Raw genomic sequence first — 21686 nt, 5'->3', positions numbered from 1 at the left:
TTTCCGGACCATCGAGGAGCCCACGCATCATGGCGAACCGCCAGCAGCCCACGTCCATGCCGATCCACAAGTACGGGCAGTACGAGCAGGTCGACATCCCCGACCGCACGTGGCCGAACAACCGGATCACCGTCGCCCCCCGCTGGCTCTCCACCGATCTGCGCGACGGCAACCAGTCCCTGATCGACCCGATGTCGCCCGAGCGCAAGCGCCGGATGTTCGACCAGCTGGTCACGATGGGCTACAAGGAGATCGAGGTCGGCTTCCCCGCCTCCGGCCAGACGGACTTCGACTTCGTACGGTCGATCATCGAGGAGCCGGGGGCCGTCCCGGACGACGTCACCATCTCCGTACTGACCCAGGCCCGTGAGGACCTGATCGAGCGGACCGTGGAGTCGTTGAAGGGCGCCAAGCGGGCGACCGTCCACCTGTACAACGCCACCGCGCCCGTCTTCCGGCGGGTCGTGTTCCGGGGCTCCAAGGACGAGATCAAGCAGATCGCCGTGGACGGTACGCGCCTGGTGATGGAGTACGCGGAGAAACTGCTGGGCCCCGAGACCGAGTTCGGCTACCAGTACAGCCCGGAGATCTTCACCGACACCGAGCTGGACTTCGCCCTGGAGGTCTGCGAGGCGGTGATGGACGTCTACCAGCCCGGTCCGGGCCGCGAGATCATCCTCAACCTGCCCGCCACGGTGGAGCGTTCGACCCCGTCGACGCACGCGGACCGCTTCGAGTGGATGAGCCGCAACATCTCCCGCCGCGAGCACGTCGTCATCTCCGTCCACCCGCACAACGACCGCGGTACGGCCGTGGCCGCCGCCGAACTGGCCCTGATGGCCGGCGCCGACCGCGTCGAGGGCTGTCTGTTCGGCCAGGGCGAGCGCACCGGCAACGTCGACCTGGTCACCCTGGGCATGAACCTGTTCTCACAGGGCGTCGACCCGCAGATCGACTTCTCCGACATCGACGAGATCCGTCGCACGTGGGAGTACTGCAACCAGATGGAGGTCCACCCGCGCCACCCGTACGTGGGCGACCTGGTCTACACGTCCTTCTCCGGCTCCCACCAGGACGCCATCAAGAAGGGCTTCGACGCCATGGAGGCCGACGCCAAGGCCAAGGGCGTCACCGTCGACGACATCGAGTGGGCGGTCCCGTACCTGCCGATCGACCCCAAGGACGTCGGCCGTTCCTACGAGGCCGTCATCCGGGTCAACTCGCAGTCCGGCAAGGGCGGTATCGCCTACGTCCTGAAGAACGACCACAAGCTGGACCTGCCGCGCCGGATGCAGATCGAGTTCTCGAAGCTCATCCAGGCCAAGACCGACGCCGAGGGCGGCGAGGTCACCGGCTCCGACATCTGGGCGGTCTTCCAGGACGAGTACCTGCCGAACCCCGAGAACCCCTGGGGCCGGGTGCAGGTCCGCAACAACCAGTCGACCACCGACAAGGACGGCGTGGACACGCTGACCGTGGAGGCCGTGGTCGACGGCACGGAGACCACCCTGGTGGGCACCGGCAACGGCCCGATCTCGGCGTTCTTCCACGCGCTGCAGGGCATCGGCATCGACGCGCGACTGCTGGACTACCAGGAGCACACGATGAGCGAGGGCGCCTCCGCGCAGGCCGCCTCGTACATCGAGGTCGCCATCGAGGACAAGGTCCTGTGGGGCATCGGTATCGACGCGAACACGACGCGTGCGTCGCTGAAGGCGGTCGTCTCCGCCGTCAACCGCGCGGCCCGCTGACCAGCCCGACCGGCGGTTTGAAGGCCCCGTTCGCCGGATTCCGGCGGGCGGGGCCCCGTCGTTTACCGGCCAAACCCTGTGCGGGTCGCGGGAAGGCCTCGTCCGGAGTACTGACTGCGCCTCACGGATGTGGCTAACATCACCAAGCGCGGCAATGTTGCCGAGGGGGCACTTCCCGCGCCCAAGGGGCCGTGTGTGGGGGAGTTACGGAGGTGCCACGTGCTGCCAGGACGGGACCCGATCGGCGATGCCGCCGCGCTCGCCGGCGTGGGGTGCACCAGCCGTGCCACCGGCCTGTCGCGGGTGATGGGGACGCGGATCGCGTGGACGGGCGTCGGTGACGGCGAGTTCTTCTGTCCGGGCTGCGGGGGCGACCGCAACTACCAGCGCCTCACCGGCCGCCGTCGCTTCACCTTCCTCGGCGTCCCGGTCCTGCCGCGCGGCGAGACGGGCCCCGTGGTGGAGTGCGCGGCCTGCCGCCACCACTACGCCATCGACGTCCTCGACCACCCGACCACCACCCGCTTCTCCGCGATGCTCCGCGACGCCGTCCACACGGTCGCCCTGGCGGTCCTCGCGGCCGACGGCAGCGGCTCCCGCGCCTCCCTGTCGGTGGCCGCCTCCGCCGTCCGCTCCGCCGGCTTCGACGACTGCACCGAGGACCAGCTCGCCGCCCTGGTCCAGGCACTGGCCGCCGACACGGGCCGCGTCCACGGCGAACCCTGTGGGCCCGGCCTCGCCATAGAGCTCCACGAGGCCCTCGACCCGCTCGCCCCCCACCTCGCCGCCACCGGCCGTGAGGCGATCCTCCTCCAGGGCGCCCGGATCGCCCTGGCGGACGGCCCCTACACCCCGGCCGAGCGGGACGCGCTCGCCACGGTCGGGGCGGCCCTGACGATCTGCTCGGACGACGTGACCCGTCTGCTGGCGGCGGCGCGCACGCCGTCGTAACCGTCCGCGGCCCGCGCGGGCCTACAACAGCCCCGCGACCGCCAGGTACTTGCCGATCCGCTCGACCTCCGCCTCCGACAGCGGGATCTGCGGTTCCGCCGTGGCCGGGCAGGCGATGACACCGCGCAGGTGGAGGGCCGCCTTGAAGGCGCCGAGGGCGGAGGAGCCGGCGCCCATGCGGGACGGGGCGCCGACGCCGGTCAGGCCGAAGAGCGCGCACAGGCGTTCCTGTTCGGCGCGGGCCCGGTCAGCGTCGCCGGCGCGGCAGAGGCGGTCGAGGCGGACGTACCCGGCGGGGTCGACGTTCGCCAGCCCCGGCACCGCGCCGTGCGCGCCGAGGGCGAGGGCGGAGTCGACGAGCAGTTCGGAGCCGGTGAGGACGCTGAAGCCGCTCAGGGCCGGGTTCGTACGGGCGCCCGTGACGACCGCGCGGAAGGCGGCCAGGTCGCCGCTGGAGTCCTTGAGGCCGGCGACGGCCCCCTCCTCCGCCAGTTCCAGGACCACGTCGGCGGGCAGCTTGGTGTGCACGGCGGCCGGAATGTCGTAGGCGAGGACGGGGACGGGGGAACCGGCGGCGAGCAGCCGGAAGTGGCGGGCGATCTCCGCCGGGTGGGTGCGGGCGTAGAAGGGGGCCGTGGCCACGACGGCCTCGGCCCCGGCGGCGGTCACGGCGCGGACGTGGTCCAGGACGCGGGGCGTGGTCATGTCGATCACCCCGGCGAGCACGGGCAGTTGACCGCCGACGTGCCCGACGACCGACTCCACGACCCGACGCCGCTGCGCGTCCGTCAGATACGCCGCCTCCGACGACGAGCCGAGCACGAACAGCGCGTCCACACCGCCCGCGACCAGATGGTCCACGAGCCGCACGAGCGAGGGGACGTCCACCTCGCGGTCCGGTGTCAGGGGGGTGCAGACGGGCGGGACGACACCGGTCAGCGGGGCGGGGACGGTCATGGCGGCTCCCTCGGTCCTCTACAGCGCGTGAGGAGTCCGGCGCGGGCGCGGCCTCCGCCTGGGCGACCAGGTCACGCGTCGACTCCTGCTCCTGCACAGGATGGTGGCAGCGGAAGCGGTGCCCGGGGGCCGACGCGGCCGAGAAGTCCGGCACGATCCGCGCGCACACCTCGCCCGCCTTGCGACGAGGAGACGGCGGCCGCCGCGCCCAGCGCGCCGGAGTACTTCAGAGGCGACCGGCGGGTCGGCGCCGGGGCGTCACGGATCACGTCGCGCACGGGTCCTCCAGGGCGGGAGATACGACGTCCCACGTCCTAGGGGCAGCGTGACCTTGGGAGCACCCGCAGGGGCGGTCAAGCGATCGCACACGAATGGCGTACGTGCCGGAGATGCGACCGATGACGGATCAACATCGGTATGACATAAGGACTGTTGAGGGATCGTCAGGGGTGGTGCCCCACGGTCGCCCCTGGGCGTTACCTGGCGTTCCCCTGGCCGGTCCACGTGGTTTCCGTCCGGAGGTGGGACGTCGGATGTCCGGCGAGCGTACGATGCGGCGCATGTCTCAGGAGAGCGCGGCCGGCGCCGGCCCGAGCGGCGGGTGAGCAGCCAGATCCAGCACGAGGTCATGCAGCTCATCCTCGACCAGGGGCTCCGGGCGGGCGCGCCGCTGCCCACCGAGACGGAGCTGATGGAGGGCCTCGGCGTCAGCCGCAACTCCGTCCGGGAGGCCCTGAAAGCCCTGCAGGCCCTCGACATAGTCGACATCCGGCACGGCTACGGCACCTATGCCGGAGAGGCCTCCCTCACTCCCCTGATCGACGGCCTCACCTTCCGCACCCTCGCCCGGCCCGACGGCGACACCGCCGCGCTCGCCGAGATCCTCCAGATCCGCGAGATCCTGGAGGACGGCCTCGTGCGCAGGGTGGCGGGCACCCTCACGCGGGACGAAGTGGACGCCCTCGCGGCCGTGGTGGACCGGATGGAGGAGGCCGGGAAGGCGGGCGGGTCCGTGGCCGAACCCGACCGCGACTTCCACGAACTCCTCTACGCCTCCCGCGGCAACACGCTCGTCCCCCAGCTCCCCGGCGCCTTCTGGACCGTCTTCCTGCGCGTCGCCGGCGCCCGCGGCTGGACCGACGACCCCACTCCCGAACTGACCATCCGCCGGCACCGCGACATCGTGGCCGCCCTGCGCGCCCACGACGTCGAGGGTGCGCGCCGGGCGATGGCCGACCACTTCAGGGGCATCGAGACCAGGGCCGCGCAGGCGTCGCGGGGGGTGGGCTAGGGCCATGGCGGAGCCGATCGAGCCCTGGGACCCGGCCGGCCCCGGTGTGCTGCGGCTGCCCTCGGGGCGGCTGGTGCGCGGCCGGGGGCTGCGCCACCCGCTCCCGGACGGCAGCGTGCCCACCTACGCCGTGTACTGCCTCGGCAAGGAGCCGCCCGAGGTCCCCTGGGCGGCCCGCTGGCTGCGCTGGCCCGACTTCCGGCTGCCCGCCGACCGGGCGGAGGCGGCGCGGGTGCTGCGCGACGTCTGGGACCGGGCGGCCACCGAGCGGGTCGAGGTGGCGTGCGGCGGCGGCCGGGGCCGCACCGGCACGGCGCTGGCCGCGCTCGCGGTGCTGGACGGCGTACCGCCGGACGAGGCCGTGGCGTACGTGCGCCGGCACTACGACCGGCACGCGGTGGAGACCCCCTGGCAGCGGCGGTACGTACGGCGGTTCGGGGCCTGAGCGGCCGCGGCGGGCAGCACCACCGCGCCCCCGCCGCCCCTGCCCGTCCCATCCGCGCGGTGCTGCCCCCGACCCCCGCTACGGGGTTCGCCGCCGGGGCGGCGACGGGAGACGGGGTGCGGCCCTCAGAGATGGGACGGGTAGGGACGGCGGGGACGGCAGAGCCCGGCGCGGGCCACCGGGCTAGGCGCCGGCCCTCGCGGGTCCGTACAGCGCGTTGGGGGCGCCCGTCATCAGCGCCCAGTACCGGTCCCCGTACGACCAGTGCCACCACTCGGTGGGGTAGTTGACCAGCCCCGCCGTGGTGAGGGCGGCGCTCAGGGTGCGGCGGTTGCCGCGGGCGGTGTTGGAGATGTTCGGCGCGTCCGTGTAGCAGGCGTCGTCGCTCTCCTCGGGGCTCGCGTCGAGACGGGTGCCCATGTCGAGTTCCTCCCCGGCGGCGGTGCACAGGGTGAGGTCGACCGCGGCGCCCGCGACATGCGGCCCGATCTCCGGCGGCGAGAGGGAACGGCTGGCCTGGACGTGGAGGTGCTCCTCGGTCCAGTCCGGGTGGGCGAGCCGCAGCTCGGCGGCGTACGCCTCGAAGTACTCGATCTGCAGGGCGAGCGGCCGGTACCCCTCGGTGACCAGCAGCCGCAGCCCGTCGGGGAGCAGCCGGGCGGCGCGGGCGAGGCGCCAGGCGACGCCCTCGCGCAGGTGCGCGTACGACCCCTCGGGGTCGGCCTGGCGGGAGTCGACCACCACGAAGGGCAGCTCCCTCAGGTCGACGAGGGGCTCACCGCACTCCTGGACCGGGACACCGGCGACCTCGGGGTCGCTCATGAGGATGATCGAAGCCATGGATCGTCTTCCACCGGGCGGGAGGGGTGCGGCGGCGGGGTGCGTGGCAGCACCCCGGGGAGGGACCTGATCCCCTGATGTCCCTCCCCGGGGGCTTCCCCCCTTGAGTGGTGGTCTGCGGTCTGGAGCCGGGTGTTCCCCCAGTCCGTCCTGCTGTTCCGAACCCACTGTTGTCACGTTCCCACCGGTCCGTCCCCTGTGCGCTCCGGTGGGCCGACCGGCCGGGCGGTGGTCGCCCGGCCGATCCGTTGTTCCCCCGAGGACACCGAGAATGGCGCACTCCGCTGGAAGTTCTCTGCAAGTCGGCCGCAAGCGGGTTTCGGCCTGGCCGAGGGGCGTGAACGCGCCCCGTCACCCCGCCGGACACGCGCGGAGCACCCCGAGCACCCGGAGCACCCGGATCGGGTGGATCACACCCACGGCCACGGCTCGTGGCGTTCGCGGGCCTCGCAGGCGTCGAACACCGTCATCGCCTCGGCCCGCAGCGCCTCGGCGCCCTCCTTGTCGCCGAGCGCGGCCCGTACGACGGACAGGTTGCGCAGGGCGCGGGCCCGGGGGAGGGGCAGCGCGAGCACGCCCCAGAGGGCGGCGGACGCGGTCAGCAGCCCCTCCGCGTCCGTCAGCCGCCCGTCGGCCAGCGCGCACTCGCCGAGCGTGCGCAGCGTCAGGGCCTCGCCGAAACGGTCCTCGTGGACCCGGCAGACCTCCACGATCTCGCGCAGCTCCGCCTCCGCCTCCCGCACGTGCCCCAGCCGCAGCCGCGCCTTGGCCCGGGCCCGCAGGGCGTACGCCGCCATGTGCGGGTCGCCGATCCCGCGCAGGATCTCCAGTGCCCGCTCGGCCACGCGCGCGGCCTCCTCGTACGCGCCGAGCGAGCGGTGCACCAGGCTGAGCGTGCGCAGCGCCAGCGCCTCGCCGCGCCGGCTGCCGAGCCGCCGGTACGCCCGCAGCGACTCGTCGAGCAGCGGGAACGCGCCCTCCTGGTCGCCGAGTTCGAGACGTACGGATCCCCCGTACCGGCAGGCGACCCCGACCCCGGTGTCGTCGCCGACCCGCCGGAAGCCCTCGGCCGCGTCGGTCAACGCCCGCTCCGCCTCCCGCAGTTCGCCGACCTCGCGGCAGGCGCTGCCGAGGCCCGCGAGGGCGGCGGACCGGCCGCGCACGTCGCCCAGTTCGGTGCAGACGCGCTCCGCGGTGCGGAAGTACTCCTGGGACTCGGCGATGCGGTCCTGTTCGTAGCGGAGCTGCCCCAGGCCGATGATCAGCAGGGCCTCGCCCGAGCGGTCCTCGGCGCGGCGGGCCGCGGCGAGGGCGGCGTCGTGGCTGCGCCACCAGGCGTCGAAGCGGTTCTTGATGGCGAACGAGGAGGAGCACAGGGCCGCCGCCGCTTCACAGGCGAGGGTGTGCAGGCCCAGCGCCGCCGCGCGCTCGACCGCGTTGGTGAGGGTGTCGGCCTCCGCGTCGAACCAGGCGAAGGGGTCTTCCAGGGCTCGGCGGGTGGTCCGTTCGCCCACCGGGGTGGGGGCGCTCGCCGGTTCGCGGCTTCCGGTCCGTTGCGGTCGCCCGCGCCCGCGCGGCGGAGCCGCGTGTGTCACGGCCCCGCGCCCCTTCGGGGCGAAGCCCTGTCGCAGAGTCACCGCGCCCGAAGGGGACTTCTCCGTCACCCGGTCCATCAGCCACAGGCCCGCGCCCAACGCCCTCTCCACCGCCGCCGTGCGGTCGTCCACGGGGTCCTCGGTCTCCGCGCGTTCGGCCGCGTAGACGCGGACCAGGTCGTGCAGGCGGTAGCGGGGCTGGCCGACCTGGTCGGTGCCGGGGCAGTTGATCAGCTGGGCGTCCAGGAGGCGTTCGAGGACCTCCTCCGCCCGGTCCTCGGGCATGCCGGAGAGCGCGGCCACCGTCCACACGGCGACGTCCGCCGAACCGAGGGTGGCGATGCGGCGCAGGACCCGGCGGGCGCACTCGTCGAGCGCCCGGTAGCTGAGGCCGAGACCGGCCCGTACCTCCAGGTCGCCCACGGACAGCTCGTCCAGGCGGCGGTGTTCGTCGGCGAGGCGCTCGGCGAGCACGCTGGGCGTCCAGTGGCGCCGGGTCGCCAGGCGGGCCCCCGCGATCCGCAGGGCCAGCGGCAGCCCGCCGCACAGCTCGACGATGCGCCGCGCCGCGGCCTGTTCACGCGGGTCGTCCGGGGTGCGTTCCGGGCCGGTGACCCGGGTGAGCAGTTCCAGGCCGCGCGCGTCGTCCAGGACGTCCAGGTCGGTGCGCCGGGCGCCGACGAGCCCCCCGAGCCGGGCCCGTGAGGTCACCAGGACCCCGCAGGTGGCGCTGCCCGGCAGCAGCGGCCGTACCTGGGCCTCGCCGTTCGCGTCGTCCAGGACCAGCAGGATCCGCCGCCCGGCGACGAGGCTGCGGAACAGGTCGCCGCGCTCGGCGGTGTCCTCGGGCGGGTCCGCGCCGAGCGCCCGCAGCAGCCGGCCCAGCACCTCGGCGGGAGGTACGGGCTCGCTGAAACCGTGCAGTTCGGCGTAGAGCTGCCCGTCGGGGTAGGCGTCCGCCACCCGGTGCGCGGCCTGCACGGCGAGCGCCGACTTGCCGACGCCGGCCGCCCCCGACACCACGACGACGGGCATCGCCTCCCGCGCGCCCCGCAACGCCCCGACGACCCCCGCCAGTTCCTCCTCCCGGCCGGTGAAGTCCCCGATGGCGGGCGGCAGGAGCGACACCGGCCGGGGGGTGGCGGCGGGCCGCGGGGCGGCGGGGGCCGTCGTGGCGGTGAGCAGGGCCGGGTCGGCCCGCAGGATGGCCTCGTACAGCCTGGTCAGCTCCGGGCCCGGGTCGAGCCCCAGTTCCTCGGCGAGCGCGGCCCGGCCCTCCGCGTGGACGGCCAGCGCGTCCGCCTGCCGGCCCAGCCGGTACAGCCCCAGCATCAGCTGGCCGCGCGGCCGCTCCCGGGTCGGACGGGCCTCGACCAGCGAGGTCAGCTCCGTGACCAGCTCCGCCTCGTGCCCGCCGGTCTCCAGCTCGGCGGCGATCCGTTCCTCCAGGGCCGCCTGCCGGGCCTCCTCCAGCCGCCCGGCCTCACCGCGCAGCGCGTCCCCGACGCCGCCGAGCGCGGGGCCGTGCCACAGCTCCAGCGCCTGTCGCAGCAGCCGGGCCGCCTCCGCGTGGTCCCCGTCGGCGGCGGCGCGCCGCGCGTCCGCCGTGCATGCCTCGAACTCCGCCAGATCCACCCGCCCGACCCCGGGCCGCATCGTGTATCCCGGGGGCCGGGTCTCGATCGCCTCCGCCGCCTCGGGCGGCAGGGCCCGCCGCAGCGCCGACACATACGTCTGCACCAGCGCCCGCGCGGTGTCCGGGGGCTCGTCCCCCCAGATCACGTCCACCAGCGCATCCGCGGGCACCACCTGCCCGGCCCTCAGCAGCAGTACGGCCAGCAGCGCGCGCGGCTTCGGCCCGCCCAGCCGCAGGGGTCTGTCACCGTGCCATGCCTCGACCGGGCCGAGCAGTCGGAATTCCAGCTCCACGGGTCCCCATCTTCCGTGCTTTCGGACCGCCGGGACAGCGGTTGCTCACGCAGTGCTCGACGCTCATGTACGCCGAGTGGTTTCCCATGACACGTGATGCGTCGACGAGTTGTCGGAAAACGGGGGAACCAAAGGGAATCTTAGGTGGACAACACGGAGATTCCCCTCGTATGTGAGGACCGCCTGTGACGATGCTGTGAGGACCGCGCCCGATCTCGTCCCTGGCCTTCCAGGTCCGTCGACCCCGACCCAACGCTTTCGCGCCGCCCCGTAGTTGTACGGGACAGACTGCCGCCGAGTTTAGGCACCAAGGGTCACCGGAGAGATGCGAAGAGTGAAATTCGACGGTGTGGGGGAGCACCGTGAAGGCGGCGGGAGAAGGTCCGGCGGGCGGAACTCGGCGGGCGTGTCGAAGAGGCGGAGGAAGCGGTGGAGGAATTGCGGCGGACGGCCGGAAAGGCAGGAATTGTTCTGTCGGTACCGGGTATTTCGGCGGCGGCCCTGCGGTGAGCGGACACGGGAAGAAGCCGGCGGTCGGCACCTACGCGGTCGACACCCGCACGGGCAGGGTCGGCCGGGTCATGGGCCACGAGGGCCCCTACGTCCAGCTGCGGCCGATCGGCGGCGGAAGGGAGTGGGACTGCGCCCCCGACGCCGTCCGGGCCGCCACGACCATAGAACGGCTGCGCGCGGCGACCGCGTACGAGAACGCCCGCAGTCGGGGCGAGGTCCCTTGAAGGGGTGGCCGTAGGCGAGAATGGGCGGCATGAGTCCGTCCCGCGACGCCCCCGTCGTCCCGCGCACCCGCAAGCCGGGTGCGGCGGAGCGGATCGTGCTGCTGTCTTCCGGGGGGCGGCCCCCGTGCCCTCGGCGGGGGATCTGCGGGGGTGGGCGATGAGTCTGTTCCGTGACGACGGGGTCGTGCTGCGTACCCAGAAGCTCGGTGAGGCGGACCGGATCATCACGTTGCTCACCCGGGGGCACGGGCGGGTGCGGGCGGTGGCCCGGGGGGTGCGGCGGACCAAGTCGAAGTTCGGGGCGCGGCTCGAACCCTTCTCGCACGTGGACGTGCAGTTCTTCGCGCGGGGCAGCGAGCTGATCGGACGCGGGCTGCCCCTGTGCACCCAGAGCGAGACCATCGCCCCCTACGGCGGCGGCATCGTCAGCGACTACGCCCGCTACACCGCCGGGACGGCCATGCTGGAGACGGCCGAACGGTTCACGGACCACGAGGGCGAGCCCGCCGTGCAGCAGTACCTGCTGCTCGTCGGCGGGCTGCGCACCCTCGCCCGCGGCGAGCACGCGCCGCACCTCGTCCTCGACGCCTTCCTCCTGCGCTCGCTCGCCGTCAACGGCTACGCCCCCAGCTTCGGCGACTGCGCCAAGTGCGGCATGCCCGGCCCGAACCGCTTCTTCTCCGTCGCCGCCGGGGGATCGGTCTGCGTGGACTGCAGGATGCCCGGCAGCGTCGTACCCTCACCGCAGACACTGCGGCTGCTCGCCGCGCTGCTCACGGGAGACTGGGAGACCGCGGACGCGAGCGAGCCGCGGCACGTGCGGGAGGGCAGCGGGCTGGTGTCCGCCTATCTGCACTGGCATCTGGAGCGCGGCCTGCGCTCCCTCCGGTACGTGGAGAAGTCGTAGGCGGCACGCGGCCGTCCGGCACGGCACAGCCGTCGAGCAGCAGCACACAGTCGAGCACCACAGAGTCGAGCAGCACAGAGGAGACGAGAAGCACATGGTGGTACGCGGGTTCCTGGGGCGTCAGCGCCGCGAGTACGAGGCACCGACGCCGCATCCGTCCGGCGCCCGCCCGCCCAAGCTCCCCGGCGAGCTGATCCCCAAGCACGTGGCGATCGTCATGGACGGCAACGGCCGCTGGGCCAAGGAGCGCGGGCTGCCGCGCACCGAGGGCCACAAGGTCGGTGCCGAGCGCGTGCTGGACGTCCTGCAGGGCTCGGTCGAGATCGGCGTGCGCAACATCTCCCTCTACGCCTTCTCCACCGAGAACTGGAAGCGCTCGCCCGACGAGGTCCGCTTCCTCATGAACTTCAACCGCGACTTCATCCGCAAGACCCGCGACCAGCTCGACGCGCTGGGCATCCGGGTCCGCTGGGTGGGCCGGATGCCCAAGCTGTGGAAGTCGGTAGCCAAGGAACTCCAGGTCGCCCAGGAGCAGACCAAGGACAACGACCGGCTGACGCTGTACTTCTGCATGAACTACGGCGGCCGTGCCGAGATCGCCGACGCGGCCCAGGCCCTCGCCGAGGACATCCGCGCGGGCCGCCTCGACCCCTCCAAGGTCACCGAGAAGACCTTCGCGAAGTACCTCTACTACCCGGACATGCCGGACGTCGACCTCTTCCTGCGCCCCAGCGGCGAACAGCGCACCTCCAACTACCTGCTCTGGCAGAGCGCCTACGCCGAGATGGTCTTCCAGGACGTGCTGTGGCCCGACTTCGACCGCCGTGACCTGTGGCGCGCCTGCCTGGAGTTCGCCTCCCGCGACCGCCGCTTCGGCGGCGCGATCCCGAACGAGGAACTGCTCGCCATGGAGGGCCGGACGGAGGACTGACCCTTGGCCGAGGCCGGTGGGGAGAACGTGGAGCTGGAGTCACCCACGTCGAGGAGATCATCCCGCTCGCCGCGCTGATGGGCCTGCCGGGCAGCACGAAGGGTGCCACCGCCGGGCGGCCGTACACCTACGCGGACAGCCCCTGGCGCGGGGCGGACGTGGCTCCGCTGGGCGCGAACATCCAGTGGGACGTCTTCCGGAAGGGCTCCACGTACGTGGTCCGGACGCTCCACAACGAGAAGGAGACGCCCTTCAAGGCCGGCTGCCGCCCGGTGTCGAGGCACAGCGCCTTCTACGACCTGAACGAGCTGGAGCGCTGCTTCGGCCGCAAGGCCTAGGCGGAGCGGGCCGGGCCGGGCCCGGCTCCGGGAGGCCGGGCCCGATGCGGCCCGGCCGGCCTCACGAGGTCTTCGCCGCGCACTCCTCGCAGGTGCCGAAGATCTCCACCGTGTGGGCCACGTTCACGAAGCCGTGTTCCGCCGCGATCGCGTCGGCCCACTTCTCGACCGCCGGGCCCTCCACCTCCACGGCCTTGCCGCAGACGCGGCAGACGAGGTGGTGGTGGTGCTCGCCGGTGGAGCAGCGGCGGTACACCGACTCGCCGTCGGAGGTGCGCAGGACGTCGACCTCGCCCGCGTCGGCGAGGGACTGGAGCGTGCGGTACACGGTGGTGAGCCCGACCGAGTCGCCCTTGTGCTTGAGCATGTCGTGGAGTTCCTGCGCGCTGCGGAACTCGTCGACCTCGTCGAGAGCCGCGGCCACGGCCGCCCGCTGCCGGGTGGAACGACCTCGTACGGGTCCGGCGGTCGTCACCGTTGCCTCCTCACGTAGCGGTCTTGCGGGGCCATTGTGCCAGCCCGCGCGCACCGGCCGGGTTGCCGCGGACGCCGGTCAGCCCGTGGACCCCTCGACGGAGGCCCGGCTGGCCGGGACCGTGTCCTTGGTCCTTACGGCTCCTTCGGCCGCGCCGGTCTGCGCGATCCCGCACTCCGCCGGGTCGCCGGCCAGCGCCTCCAGAGCCTTCGCGCGCCGCCTGGCCAGCGGGGTGGCCAGCGCGGTGAGCAGCATGAACGCGGCGATGGCGAGCAGCACGATGGTCGCGCCGGGCGGCACGTCCTGGTAGTACGAGGTGACCGTGCCGCCGATGGTCACGCAGACCCCGATGGCGACGGCGACCGCGAAGGTCGCCGCGAAACTGCGGGTGAGCTGCTGGGCGGCGGCGACGGGGACGACCATCAGCGCGGACACCAGCAGCAGGCCGACGACGCGCATGGCGACCGTCACGGTGACGGCCGCCGTGACCGCCGTCAGCAGGTTCAGCGCGCGCACCGGCAGGCCGGTGACCCGGGCGAACTCCTCGTCCTGGCTGACCGCGAACAGCTGCCGCCGCAGGGCCAGCGTCATCACGATCACGAACGCGGCCAGGACGCAGATCGCGGTGATGTCCTGTTGTGACACGGTCGACAGCGAGCCGAAGAGGAACGACATCAGGTTGGCGTTGGTGCCGCCGGGCGCGAGGTTGATGAGCATCACACCGCCCGCCATGCCGCCGTAGAAGAGCATGGCGAGCGCGATGTCGCCGCGCGTCCTGCCGTACCAGCGGATCAGCTCCATCAGGACCGCGCCGGCCACGGACACGAGCGTCGCCGTCCAGACCGGGGACCAGGACAGCATGAAGCCGAGGCCGACGCCGGTCATCGCGACATGGCCGATGCCGTCGCCCATGAGGGCCTGGCGGCGCTGGACGAGGTAGATGCCGATGGCGGGGGCGGTGATGCCGACGAGGACGGCGGCCAGCAGGGCCCGCTGCATGAAGGCGTAGTCGAGGATGTCCATCGTGGGTGCCTTCTCAGCTCAGCAGGCCGGTGCGGACCGGCTCGATGCCGGGGGCCGCGTGCGGGTGGACGTGGTCGTGGCCGGGCAGGGCGTGCTGGCCGACCGCCTCCGGGGGCGGGCCGTCGTGGGTGACGCAGCCGTCGCGCAGGACGACCGCGCGGTCGATCAGCGGCTCCAGCGGACCCAGTTCGTGGAGGACCAGCAGCACCGTCGTGCCCTTGGTGACCTGCTCGCGCAGGGTGGCGGCCAGGACCTCCTGGCTGGCCAGGTCGACGCCCGCCATCGGCTCGTCCATGATCAGCAGCTCGGGTTCGCAGGCGAGGGCGCGGGCGATGAGGACGCGCTGGTGCTGGCCGCCGGAGAGGGCGTTCACCGAGTCCTTGGCGCGGTCCGCCATGCCGACCAGCTCCAGGGCGCGCCGGATCGCCTCGCGGTCGGCCCTGCGCAGGATGCCGAGGCGGGTGCGGGAGAGCCGGCCCGAGGCCACGATCTCCGTCACGGTCGCCGGGACACCGCCCGCCGCGGTCGTGCGCTGCGGTACGTACCCGACGCGCCGCCAGTCGCGGAAGCGGCGGCGCGGGGTGCCGAACAGCTCGATCTCGCCGTCGCTCACCGGTACCTGCCCGATCACCGTGCGGACGGCGGTGGACTTGCCGGAGCCGTTGGCGCCGAGCAGCGCGACGACCTCACCGCGGTGGACGGTGAGGTCGATGCCGCGCAGGACCGTGCGCGAGCCCAGTTCGGCGCGGACGCCACGCAACGAGATGACGGGCTCGGTCATGCCTGCTGCCTCCGGATGGTCGACGAGGTCATGTGGCTCCCAGGGCTGTCCGGAGGGCCTTCAGGTTGGCTTCCTGCACCGCGAAGTAGTCCTTGCCGCGCGACTTCGCGGTGATGCCCTCGATCGGGTCGAGGACGTCGGTCCTGAGGTTCGCGTCGGCGGCGATGGTCTTCGCGGTCTTGTCGCTGACCAGTGTCTCGTAGAACACGGTGGTCACGCCGTCGGCCTTCGCCATGGTCTCAAGTGCCTTGACGCGCGCGCCACTCGGCTCGGACTCGGGGTCGAGGCCGGAGATGGCCTCCTCGGTGAGGCCGTAGCGCTCGGCGAGGTAGCCGAAGGCGGCGTGGGTGGTGATGAACACCTTGGTGTCGGTGTTCTTCAGACCGTTCTCGAACTGGTCGTCGAGCGCGCCCAGCTTCATGACCAGGGCCTCGGTGTTGGTCTTGTACGTCGAGGCGTGGTCCGGGTCGGCCTTCTCGAAGGCGGCGCCGACCCCCTTGGCGACCTCCGCGTACTTCACGGGGTCGAGCCAGATGTGCGGGTCCTTGCCCTCCAGCTCCTCGTTCTCGTGGTCGTCGTGCTCGGCCGAGTGGCCGCCGACCTCGTTGCCGTGGTGCTCCATGGCGGTCAGCGTCGCGGCGTCGATCTTCGTCCCGACCTCGGACTGGGCGACCGCGTCGTCGACGGAGGGCTGCAGGCCCTTGAGGTAGAGCACGGCGTCCGACTCCTGGAGGGCGGCCGTCTGCTTGGCGCTGATCTCCAGGTCGTGCGGCTCCTGGCCGGGTTCGGTCAGACTGGTGACGTGCACGTGCTTCCCGCCGATCTGCTCGGCGAGGAAGGCCATCGGGTAGAACGACGCGACGACGTCGAACTTGTCCGTGTTGCCTGCGGCGGCGCTGTCGGTGGAGCATGCCGAGAGGGTGGCGAGGCCGAGTGCGGTGGCCACCGCCGCGGCGGTCCCGGATATGAGGGGACGCGGGCGTCGTCGTACGTTCATGACAGTCATTTTCATCTTATCTGGAAACGATTGTCAACAAGCCTGGTGGTAAGCCCTTGGTAAGGCCTTTGTCCGGCTCTCGTCCCCTCCTTCCCGTCTCCTTCTCCGAACCGATTTGATCGGAGGGCAGCCCCCGCCGGTAACCTGAGGCATTCGCTCTGAAGCGCGTTCGCTTCCCTCCAGGAGCGCATCGCTTCGTCGCCCGTCGTCGTAATGAAGAGAGCACCGTGGCCGCCGACAAGATCGACACCATCGTCAGCCTGAGCAAGCGCCGTGGCTTCGTATTCCCGTGCAGCGAGATCTACGGCGGTCAGCGTGCCGCCTGGGACTACGGACCGCTGGGTGTCGAGCTCAAGGAGAACATCAAGCGTCAGTGGTGGCGCTACATGGTGACGTCGCGCGAGGACGTGGTCGGCATCGACTCGTCCGTCATCCTGGCCCCCGAGGTCTGGGTCGCCTCCGGCCACGTCGCCACCTTCTCCGACCCGCTCACCGAGTGCACCTCCTGCCACAAGCGGTTCCGCGCGGACCACCTGGAAGAGGCGTACGAGGCGAAGAAGGGCCGTCTCCCGGAGAACGGCCTCGTGGACGTCAACTGCCCCAACTGCGGCACCAAGGGCCAGTTCACCGAGCCCAAGCAGTTCTCGGGTCTGCTCTCCACGCACCTCGGCCCCACCCAGGACACCGGCTCCGTCGCCTACCTGCGCCCCGAGACCGCCCAGGGCATCTTCACCAACTTCGCCCAGGTGCAGACCACTTCGCGCCGCAAGCCGCCGTTCGGCATCGCCCAGATGGGCAAGTCCTTCCGCAACGAGATCACGCCCGGCAACTTCATCTTCCGCACCCGCGAGTTCGAGCAGATGGAGATGGAGTTCTTCGTCAAGCCGGGCGAGGACGAGAAGTGGCAGGAGTACTGGATGCAGGAGCGGTGGAACTGGTACACCGGTCTGGGCATGCGCGAGGAGAACATGCGCTGGTACGACCACCCGGCCGAGAAGCTCTCCCACTACTCCAAGCGCACCGCCGACATCGAGTACCGCTTCCAGTTCGGCGGCAACGAGTGGGGTGAGCTGGAGGGCGTCGCCAACCGCACCGACTACGACCTCTCCGCCCACTCCAAGGCCTCCGGCCAGGACCTGTCGTACTACGACCAGGAGTCCAGCGAGCGGTACACGCCGTTCGTCATCGAGCCGGCCGCCGGTGTCGGCCGCACGATGCTGGCGTTCCTGCTCGACGCCTACACCGAGGACGAGGCGCCCAACGCCAAGGGCAAGCTGGAGAAGCGCACCGTGCTGCGCCTGGACCACCGCATCGCGCCGGTGAAGGTCGCGGTGCTCCCGCTCTCCCGCAACCCCGAGCTGTCCCCGAAGGCGAAGGGGCTCGCCGCGGCGCTGCGTCAGAACTGGAACATCGACTTCGACGACGCGGGTGCGATCGGCCGCCGCTACCGGCGCCAGGACGAGATCGGTACGCCGTACTGCGTGACCGTCGACTTCGACACGCTCGACGACAACGCGGTGACTGTGCGCGAGCGGGACTCGATGAAGCAGGAGCGGGTGTCGCTGGACCAGATCGAGGGCTACCTCGCGGGCCGGCTCGTGGGCGCCTGAGGGGTTGCCTCGCACGTGTGATTGAGCGGCTGCGGGTTCGTCGTAGGTCGTAGCCGGTCGCGGAGTTCCCCGCGCCCCTGACGGGGCCGGGGAACTCCGCGTTTGCAGGTCACGCCCACGTTCGTCACCCTCGCCCACGACTGCGGGCCGAACATGAGGCAGTCGGGCTTCTGCTCGTCCCGCCTGCCGGTGCCGTGGGTGCCCGACGGGCTCGCCCCCGGCCTTCACCTCGAACTCGGGGCAGATGTGCGACCGCGCGGACGTGATCGGGAACCGGCTGAGGACGCCGACGTCGATGCCACGGCTGTCGTTGAGCGGGATGTCCGCGTCGACCTCACCCCGCACCCGGACGGTGTTCTCCACCCCGTCCCAGCCGATGTCGTCCCGCGCCAGCTCGGCCCAGCCGGCCCACTTCGGCCGCCCCATGGCGATGATCCTGACGGCCCGCGCCTCCGGCCGGGGACACCGATCAGCTCGGCGATCCGCTCCCATCGCGAAGCGCCTACTGCGGCCTGGCCGGACGCCCTGCGATGGGTAGGGGACGACGGGTGACAGATAGCAGCTGACAGATATTGATATCTGTCAGCTGTCATGTCATCGTGGTCGCATGACGACGACACCGAAGACCCGCACCCTCGGCGCCACCGGTCCCCAGGTCTCCGCCCTCGGCCTCGGCTGCATGGGCATGTCCGCGCTGTACGGCGGGGCCGACCGGGCCGAGTCCGTCGCGACGATCCACGCGGCTCTCGAAGCCGGTGTGACCCTGCTGGACACGGGCGACTTCTACGGCATGGGCCACAACGAACTGCTGATCGGCGAGGCCCTGCGCACCGCGCCCGCCGCCCACCGCGAACAGGCCCTGACCAGCGTCAAGTTCGGGGCGCTGCGCGACCCGGACGGAGCCTGGTCCGGGTACGACGGCCGCCCGGCGGCGGTCAGGAACTTCGCCGCGTACTCCCTCCAGCGCCTCGGCACGGACCACATCGACGTCTACCGCATCGCCCGGGTCGACCCCGACGTGCCGATCGAGGAGACCGTCGGCGCCATCGCCGAACTGGTCGAGAAGGGATACGTCCGGCACATCGGCCTCAGCGAGGTCGGCGCGGAGACGATCCGCCGCGCCGCCGCCACGGCCCCGATCACGGACCTCCAGATCGAGTACTCCCTCGTCTCACGCGGCATCGAGGACGAGATCCTGCCGACCGCCCGCGAGCTGGGTATCGCGATCACGGCGTACGGCGTCCTCTCCCGCGGCCTGATCTCCGGTCACTTCACCCGGGACCGGCAGCTGGCGGAGGGGGACTTCCGGGCGTTCTCGCCCCGGTTCCAGGGGGAGAACCTCCTGCGCAACCTGGACCTGGTGGAGGCGCTGCGGAAGATCGCGGAGGAGAAGGGGGTGTCGGTCGCGCAGATCGCCATCGCCTGGGTGCTCTCGCGCGGCGAGGACGTCGTACCGCTGGTGGGCGCCCGCCGCCGGGACCGCCTCGCCGAGGCGCTGGGCGCGCTGGAGGTCACCCTGGACGCGGCCGACCTCGCGGCGATCGAGGACGCCGTCCCGGCCGGCGCGGCGGCGGGCGAGCGCTACCCCGCGGCCCAGATGGCACACCTCGACAGCGAGCGCTGATCCGTCCGCCGGGTACGGTTCCCCCATGTCACCGACCTCCGAGACCCTGACCCCCGAGCGCATCCTCGAAGCGACCGAGGAGGTCCTGCGCCGCCACGGGCCCGCCAAGGCCACCGTGGTCGACGTGGCCCGCGCGCTCGGCGTCAGTCACGGAAGCGTCTACCGCCACTTCCGCACGAAGGCGGTGCTGCGGGAAGCGGTGACCAAGCGCTGGCTGGACCGTACGACGGCGACCCTGACCGCCGTCGCCGCCGAGGACCGCGACCCGGAGGCCCGGCTGCGCGCCTGGCTGTCCGCCCTCTTCGCCGCCAAGCGCCGCAAGGCCGGGGACGACCCCGAGCTGTTCGCCACCTACCAGGTGCTGACGGACGAGAGCGGTGAGGCCGTCGGCGCCCATATCGCCGACCTGACCGGCCAGTTGGCCGACATCGTCCGGTCCGGCGTCGCCGCCGGCGCCTTCGCCGCCACCGACCCCGCCGCCACCGCCCGGGCCGTGTTCCACGCCACCGCCCGCTTCCACGACCCCTCGTACGCCCCCACCTGGCGGCAGCCGGACATCGAGGCCCAGTTCGAGGCGGTCGTGGAGCTGGTGACGCGAGGCCTGCGGGCCTGACGCCGGGCCCGTCCGGCCCGGGCCTACGCCACGCAGAACTCGTTGCCCTCCGGGTCCCGCATCACCCACCAGTGCCCGGCCGGGCCCCGGTCGAACTCCTCGACCCGGGTGGCGCCGAGTGTCTCCATGCGGACGGCCAGCGCCTCCAGCCCGTCCGGGCCGGCGTGGACGTCGATGTGGAGACGGTTCTTGCCCGACTTGGGTTCGGGGACGTCCTGGAAGAGCAGACGACGGCCCTTGCCGACACCGGTGAACGGGTCGTACGGGTCGTCGGGGTGGCGGACGGCGGCGTAACCGCGGAAGACGCGGTGGCCGTCGTGCTCGGCGACGGCGGCCTCGGGAAGGTCGCCGGTGGCCAGGAGATGGCTGATCAGCGTGCTGGGGTCCTCCACCTCGTAGCCCAGCGCAGCGGCCCAGAAGTCTGCCAGGGGCTGGGCGTCCCGCGAGTCGATGACCAGTTTCCAGTTCAGTGCGGCAGTCATGTAACCGGTTATATTGGTTACATGGGTTTGTCGTCCAGGGCATCGGCCCCGAAGGGGGCGTCGGGAGTGTCGGGCATCCGGTTGCGGTCCTACTCCGGGAACGTCTTCCGGTTCGATCCGGGCGCCCTCTGCCTGGAGCTGCTCATCACCGGCGGCCCCGGCGCCCTGACCCGCTACGAGGTGCTGCACACCCCCGGCGACCTGGTCGCCTGGGCCGAGCAGTCCCGGCTCACCCCGACGCCCCCCGCCCTCGATGTCACGGAGGACGATGTGGCGTACGCCCGCCGGCTGCGCGACGCGCTGACCCGTACGGCCGTCTCCCGTGTCGTCGGCGGCGGGCTCCCCGAGCTGGGCATAGCCCCGGCGGACACCGCCGACCTCGACCTCGTCAACGACGCCGCCGCCCGCCCGCCGCTGGCTCCCGCCATCGGCGCGGACGGCACCCGGGGCTGGGCCCCGGGCCCGGCGACCGGCCCGCAGTTGCTGTCCACGGTCGCCCGGGACGCCGTCGACCTCCTCACCGGGCCGTACGCGCAACGGATCCGCATGTGCGCCGGCGACCGCTGCTACCTCCTGTACGTCGACACCTCACGCCCCGGCCGCCGCCGCTGGTGCTCGATGGAGCACTGCGGCAACCGTCACAAGGTCCGCGCCCACCGCGTACGCCGCTCCGGGGCGGGCCCGGTCGAATGAGCGGCTGGAACCGGGCGGCGGGTACACCGGCCGGGAGCGGTCCACGAGAAAGGATGAACCCCATGACCACGCGATCCACCGGACTCACCAGGGACGCCGGATGGGAAGTCGGCGTCTCCCGCACCCTGCCCCAGTCGCCCGCCGCCGTCTGGGAGTTCATCAGTGGACCGCGCGGGCTGGAACTGTGGCTCGGGGCCGGGGCGCGGCTCACCCCCGAGCGCGGGGCGTCCTACGAGACCGCCGCGGGCGCCACGGGCGAGGTGCGCGGCTACCGGCCCGGTGACCGCATCCGCGTCACCTACGGCGACACGACCGTGCAGGTCGCCGTGTCGGCGGCGGGGGGCGGCCGGTCGGTGCTCGTCTTCCATCAGGAGCGCATGGCGGGCCCCGAGGAGCGGGAACGCCAACGGGCGCACTGGCGGCGGGTGATCAAGCAGGTCGCGGAGGCGCTGGACCGGCAGGGCTGAGGACTCGCCGGCGGCCACGAGCCCGCAGGGCGGCCTGGGGTGCCGGGGCGGTCGCGAGGCCGCCCGGGCGTGAGGGGCGGGGGACGGTCGCGAGGCCGCCGGGTCCGTGGTGCCGGGGCGGTCGCGAGGCTGTCCGGGCTGGTGGTGCCGGGGGCGGTCGTGAGGCTGTCAGGGCGTGAGGGGCGGGGGACGGTCGCGAGGCCGCCGGGTCCGTGGTGCCGGGGCGGTCGCGAGATCGCCCGGGTGTGA

General features: G+C 72.5%; 20 protein-coding genes and 2 pseudogenes. 13 read left to right on the top strand and 9 right to left on the bottom strand.

The features are described from left to right. Positions 1 to 29 precede the first annotated feature (29 nt). Together leuA and H4687_RS15840 are read left to right on the top strand one after the other, a co-directional pair. Positions 30 to 1751: a 2-isopropylmalate synthase gene (leuA, locus tag H4687_RS15845; RefSeq protein WP_046915101.1), complete on the top strand. Its 1722-nt coding sequence runs from the start codon at positions 30 to 32 to the stop codon at positions 1749 to 1751. Positions 1752 to 1970: 219 nt separating this feature from the next. After that, positions 1971 to 2702, top strand: a complete 732-nt coding sequence (locus tag H4687_RS15840) for a TerB family tellurite resistance protein (protein ID WP_005479201.1) — start codon at positions 1971 to 1973, stop codon at positions 2700 to 2702. 21 nt (positions 2703 to 2723) lie between these two features. Here H4687_RS15840 and H4687_RS15835 read toward each other — a convergent pair whose 3' ends face one another. Both H4687_RS15835 and H4687_RS48490 read right to left on the bottom strand, forming a co-directional pair. Then, the gene (locus H4687_RS15835; RefSeq protein ID WP_046915100.1) at positions 2724 to 3659 is read right to left on the bottom strand and encodes a dihydrodipicolinate synthase family protein; all 936 of its coding nucleotides are present in this window, start codon (positions 3657 to 3659) and stop codon (positions 2724 to 2726) included. A 182-nt stretch (positions 3660 to 3841) separates the two neighbouring features. Continuing rightward, positions 3842 to 3937: pseudogene (locus H4687_RS48490) on the bottom strand (twin-arginine translocation signal domain-containing protein); the annotation flags it as partial. A 323-nt stretch (positions 3938 to 4260) separates the two neighbouring features. Here H4687_RS48490 and H4687_RS15830 point away from each other — a divergent pair. Together H4687_RS15830 and H4687_RS15825 are read left to right on the top strand one after the other, a co-directional pair. Next, the gene (locus H4687_RS15830; protein ID WP_046915099.1) at positions 4261 to 4950 is read left to right on the top strand and encodes a FadR/GntR family transcriptional regulator; all 690 of its coding nucleotides are present in this window, start codon (positions 4261 to 4263) and stop codon (positions 4948 to 4950) included. Between the two features lie 4 nt (positions 4951 to 4954). Next, entirely contained in the window at positions 4955 to 5395 is a 441-nt protein-coding gene (locus H4687_RS15825) for a protein-tyrosine phosphatase family protein (protein ID WP_046915098.1), read from the top strand. A gap of 183 nt (positions 5396 to 5578) precedes the next feature. Here H4687_RS15825 and H4687_RS15820 read toward each other — a convergent pair whose 3' ends face one another. After that, positions 5579 to 6235, bottom strand: coding sequence for a M15 family metallopeptidase (locus tag H4687_RS15820; protein ID WP_046915097.1), 657 nt, complete (start codon positions 6233 to 6235; stop codon positions 5579 to 5581). 410 nt (positions 6236 to 6645) lie between these two features. Continuing rightward, on the bottom strand, positions 6646 to 9759 hold the full coding sequence (locus H4687_RS15815; RefSeq protein ID WP_050398241.1) for an AfsR/SARP family transcriptional regulator: 3114 nt from the start codon (positions 9757 to 9759) through the stop codon (positions 6646 to 6648). A 506-nt stretch (positions 9760 to 10265) separates the two neighbouring features. On the opposite strand from H4687_RS15815, the gene H4687_RS15810 reads away from it, so the two are divergent. From H4687_RS15810 to H4687_RS15795, 4 genes and pseudogenes are all read left to right on the top strand, one after another. Next, on the top strand, positions 10266 to 10496 hold the full coding sequence (locus H4687_RS15810) for a hypothetical protein (protein WP_046912930.1): 231 nt from the start codon (positions 10266 to 10268) through the stop codon (positions 10494 to 10496). A gap of 157 nt (positions 10497 to 10653) precedes the next feature. Next, entirely contained in the window at positions 10654 to 11403 is a 750-nt protein-coding gene (gene recO / locus H4687_RS15805) for a DNA repair protein RecO (protein ID WP_005479186.1), read from the top strand. A gap of 94 nt (positions 11404 to 11497) precedes the next feature. After that, on the top strand, positions 11498 to 12334 hold the full coding sequence (locus H4687_RS15800) for an isoprenyl transferase (protein ID WP_005479184.1): 837 nt from the start codon (positions 11498 to 11500) through the stop codon (positions 12332 to 12334). Between the two features lie 41 nt (positions 12335 to 12375). After that, positions 12376 to 12672 (top strand): annotated as a pseudogene (locus H4687_RS15795) (histidine-type phosphatase); the annotation flags it as partial. Positions 12673 to 12733: 61 nt separating this feature from the next. Here the strand turns inward: H4687_RS15795 and H4687_RS15790 are convergent. The 4 genes from H4687_RS15790 to H4687_RS15775 all read right to left on the bottom strand — a co-directional run bounded on the left by H4687_RS15790 (position 12734) and on the right by H4687_RS15775 (position 15948). Next, positions 12734 to 13147, bottom strand: coding sequence for a Fur family transcriptional regulator (locus tag H4687_RS15790; RefSeq protein ID WP_046912928.1), 414 nt, complete (start codon positions 13145 to 13147; stop codon positions 12734 to 12736). Positions 13148 to 13225: 78 nt separating this feature from the next. Further along, a complete protein-coding gene (locus H4687_RS15785) occupies positions 13226 to 14170 on the bottom strand; it encodes a metal ABC transporter permease (RefSeq protein ID WP_046912927.1) in 945 nt (314 codons plus the stop codon). A gap of 13 nt (positions 14171 to 14183) precedes the next feature. Continuing rightward, a complete protein-coding gene (locus H4687_RS15780; protein ID WP_046912926.1) occupies positions 14184 to 14951 on the bottom strand; it encodes a metal ABC transporter ATP-binding protein in 768 nt (255 codons plus the stop codon). Between the two features lie 28 nt (positions 14952 to 14979). Beyond that, positions 14980 to 15948, bottom strand: a complete 969-nt coding sequence (locus tag H4687_RS15775; protein WP_046912925.1) for a metal ABC transporter substrate-binding protein — start codon at positions 15946 to 15948, stop codon at positions 14980 to 14982. A 227-nt stretch (positions 15949 to 16175) separates the two neighbouring features. Here H4687_RS15775 and H4687_RS15770 point away from each other — a divergent pair, with 227 nt between their 5' ends. The 3 genes from H4687_RS15770 to H4687_RS15760 all read left to right on the top strand — a co-directional run bounded on the left by H4687_RS15770 (position 16176) and on the right by H4687_RS15760 (position 19795). Further along, a complete protein-coding gene (locus tag H4687_RS15770; RefSeq protein WP_005479171.1) occupies positions 16176 to 17558 on the top strand; it encodes a glycine--tRNA ligase in 1383 nt (460 codons plus the stop codon). Positions 17559 to 18165: 607 nt separating this feature from the next. Beyond that, positions 18166 to 19182: an aldo/keto reductase gene (locus H4687_RS15765; RefSeq protein ID WP_046912924.1), complete on the top strand. Its 1017-nt coding sequence runs from the start codon at positions 18166 to 18168 to the stop codon at positions 19180 to 19182. A gap of 25 nt (positions 19183 to 19207) precedes the next feature. Then, entirely contained in the window at positions 19208 to 19795 is a 588-nt protein-coding gene (locus H4687_RS15760) for a TetR family transcriptional regulator (RefSeq protein WP_046912923.1), read from the top strand. A gap of 23 nt (positions 19796 to 19818) precedes the next feature. Here H4687_RS15760 and H4687_RS15755 read toward each other — a convergent pair whose 3' ends face one another. After that, positions 19819 to 20277, bottom strand: a complete 459-nt coding sequence (locus H4687_RS15755; protein WP_046912922.1) for a VOC family protein — start codon at positions 20275 to 20277, stop codon at positions 19819 to 19821. 21 nt (positions 20278 to 20298) lie between these two features. Here H4687_RS15755 and H4687_RS15750 point away from each other — a divergent pair, with 21 nt between their 5' ends. Then, positions 20299 to 20970 carry a CGNR zinc finger domain-containing protein gene (locus H4687_RS15750; RefSeq protein ID WP_192781678.1) on the top strand — a complete coding sequence of 224 codons (672 nt, stop codon included), beginning with the start codon at positions 20299 to 20301 and terminating at the stop codon, positions 20968 to 20970. A gap of 53 nt (positions 20971 to 21023) precedes the next feature. Further along, positions 21024 to 21437 carry an SRPBCC domain-containing protein gene (locus tag H4687_RS15745; protein ID WP_046912920.1) on the top strand — a complete coding sequence of 138 codons (414 nt, stop codon included), beginning with the start codon at positions 21024 to 21026 and terminating at the stop codon, positions 21435 to 21437. Positions 21438 to 21686 lie beyond the last annotated feature (249 nt).

Source organism: Streptomyces stelliscabiei (genome assembly GCF_014873495.1).
Classification (GTDB): Bacteria; Actinomycetota; Actinomycetes; order Streptomycetales; family Streptomycetaceae; genus Streptomyces; species Streptomyces bottropensis.
This window is presented reverse-complemented; position numbering and strand designations above follow the sequence as displayed.

Excerpts from the sequence above, each read along its gene's own strand:
- H4687_RS15765 (WP_046912924.1), top strand. The coding sequence starts at position 18,166 with ATGACGACGACACCGAAGACCCGCACCCTCGGCGCCACCGGTCCCCAG.
- recO (WP_005479186.1), top strand. The coding sequence starts at position 10,654 with ATGAGTCTGTTCCGTGACGACGGGGTCGTGCTGCGTACCCAGAAGCTC.
- H4687_RS15760 (WP_046912923.1), top strand. The coding sequence starts at position 19,208 with ATGTCACCGACCTCCGAGACCCTGACCCCCGAGCGCATCCTCGAAGCG.
- H4687_RS15820 (WP_046915097.1), bottom strand. The coding sequence starts at position 6,235 with ATGGCTTCGATCATCCTCATGAGCGACCCCGAGGTCGCCGGTGTCCCG.
- H4687_RS15750 (WP_192781678.1), top strand. The coding sequence starts at position 20,299 with ATGGGTTTGTCGTCCAGGGCATCGGCCCCGAAGGGGGCGTCGGGAGTG.
- H4687_RS15800 (WP_005479184.1), top strand. The coding sequence starts at position 11,498 with ATGGTGGTACGCGGGTTCCTGGGGCGTCAGCGCCGCGAGTACGAGGCA.
- H4687_RS15745 (WP_046912920.1), top strand. The coding sequence starts at position 21,024 with ATGAACCCCATGACCACGCGATCCACCGGACTCACCAGGGACGCCGGA.
- H4687_RS15835 (WP_046915100.1), bottom strand. The coding sequence starts at position 3,659 with ATGACCGTCCCCGCCCCGCTGACCGGTGTCGTCCCGCCCGTCTGCACC.
- H4687_RS15785 (WP_046912927.1), bottom strand. The coding sequence starts at position 14,170 with ATGGACATCCTCGACTACGCCTTCATGCAGCGGGCCCTGCTGGCCGCC.
- leuA (WP_046915101.1), top strand. The coding sequence starts at position 30 with ATGGCGAACCGCCAGCAGCCCACGTCCATGCCGATCCACAAGTACGGG.
- H4687_RS15775 (WP_046912925.1), bottom strand. The coding sequence starts at position 15,948 with ATGAACGTACGACGACGCCCGCGTCCCCTCATATCCGGGACCGCCGCG.
- H4687_RS15825 (WP_046915098.1), top strand. The coding sequence starts at position 4,955 with ATGGCGGAGCCGATCGAGCCCTGGGACCCGGCCGGCCCCGGTGTGCTG.
- H4687_RS15780 (WP_046912926.1), bottom strand. The coding sequence starts at position 14,951 with ATGACCGAGCCCGTCATCTCGTTGCGTGGCGTCCGCGCCGAACTGGGC.
- H4687_RS15755 (WP_046912922.1), bottom strand. The coding sequence starts at position 20,277 with ATGACTGCCGCACTGAACTGGAAACTGGTCATCGACTCGCGGGACGCC.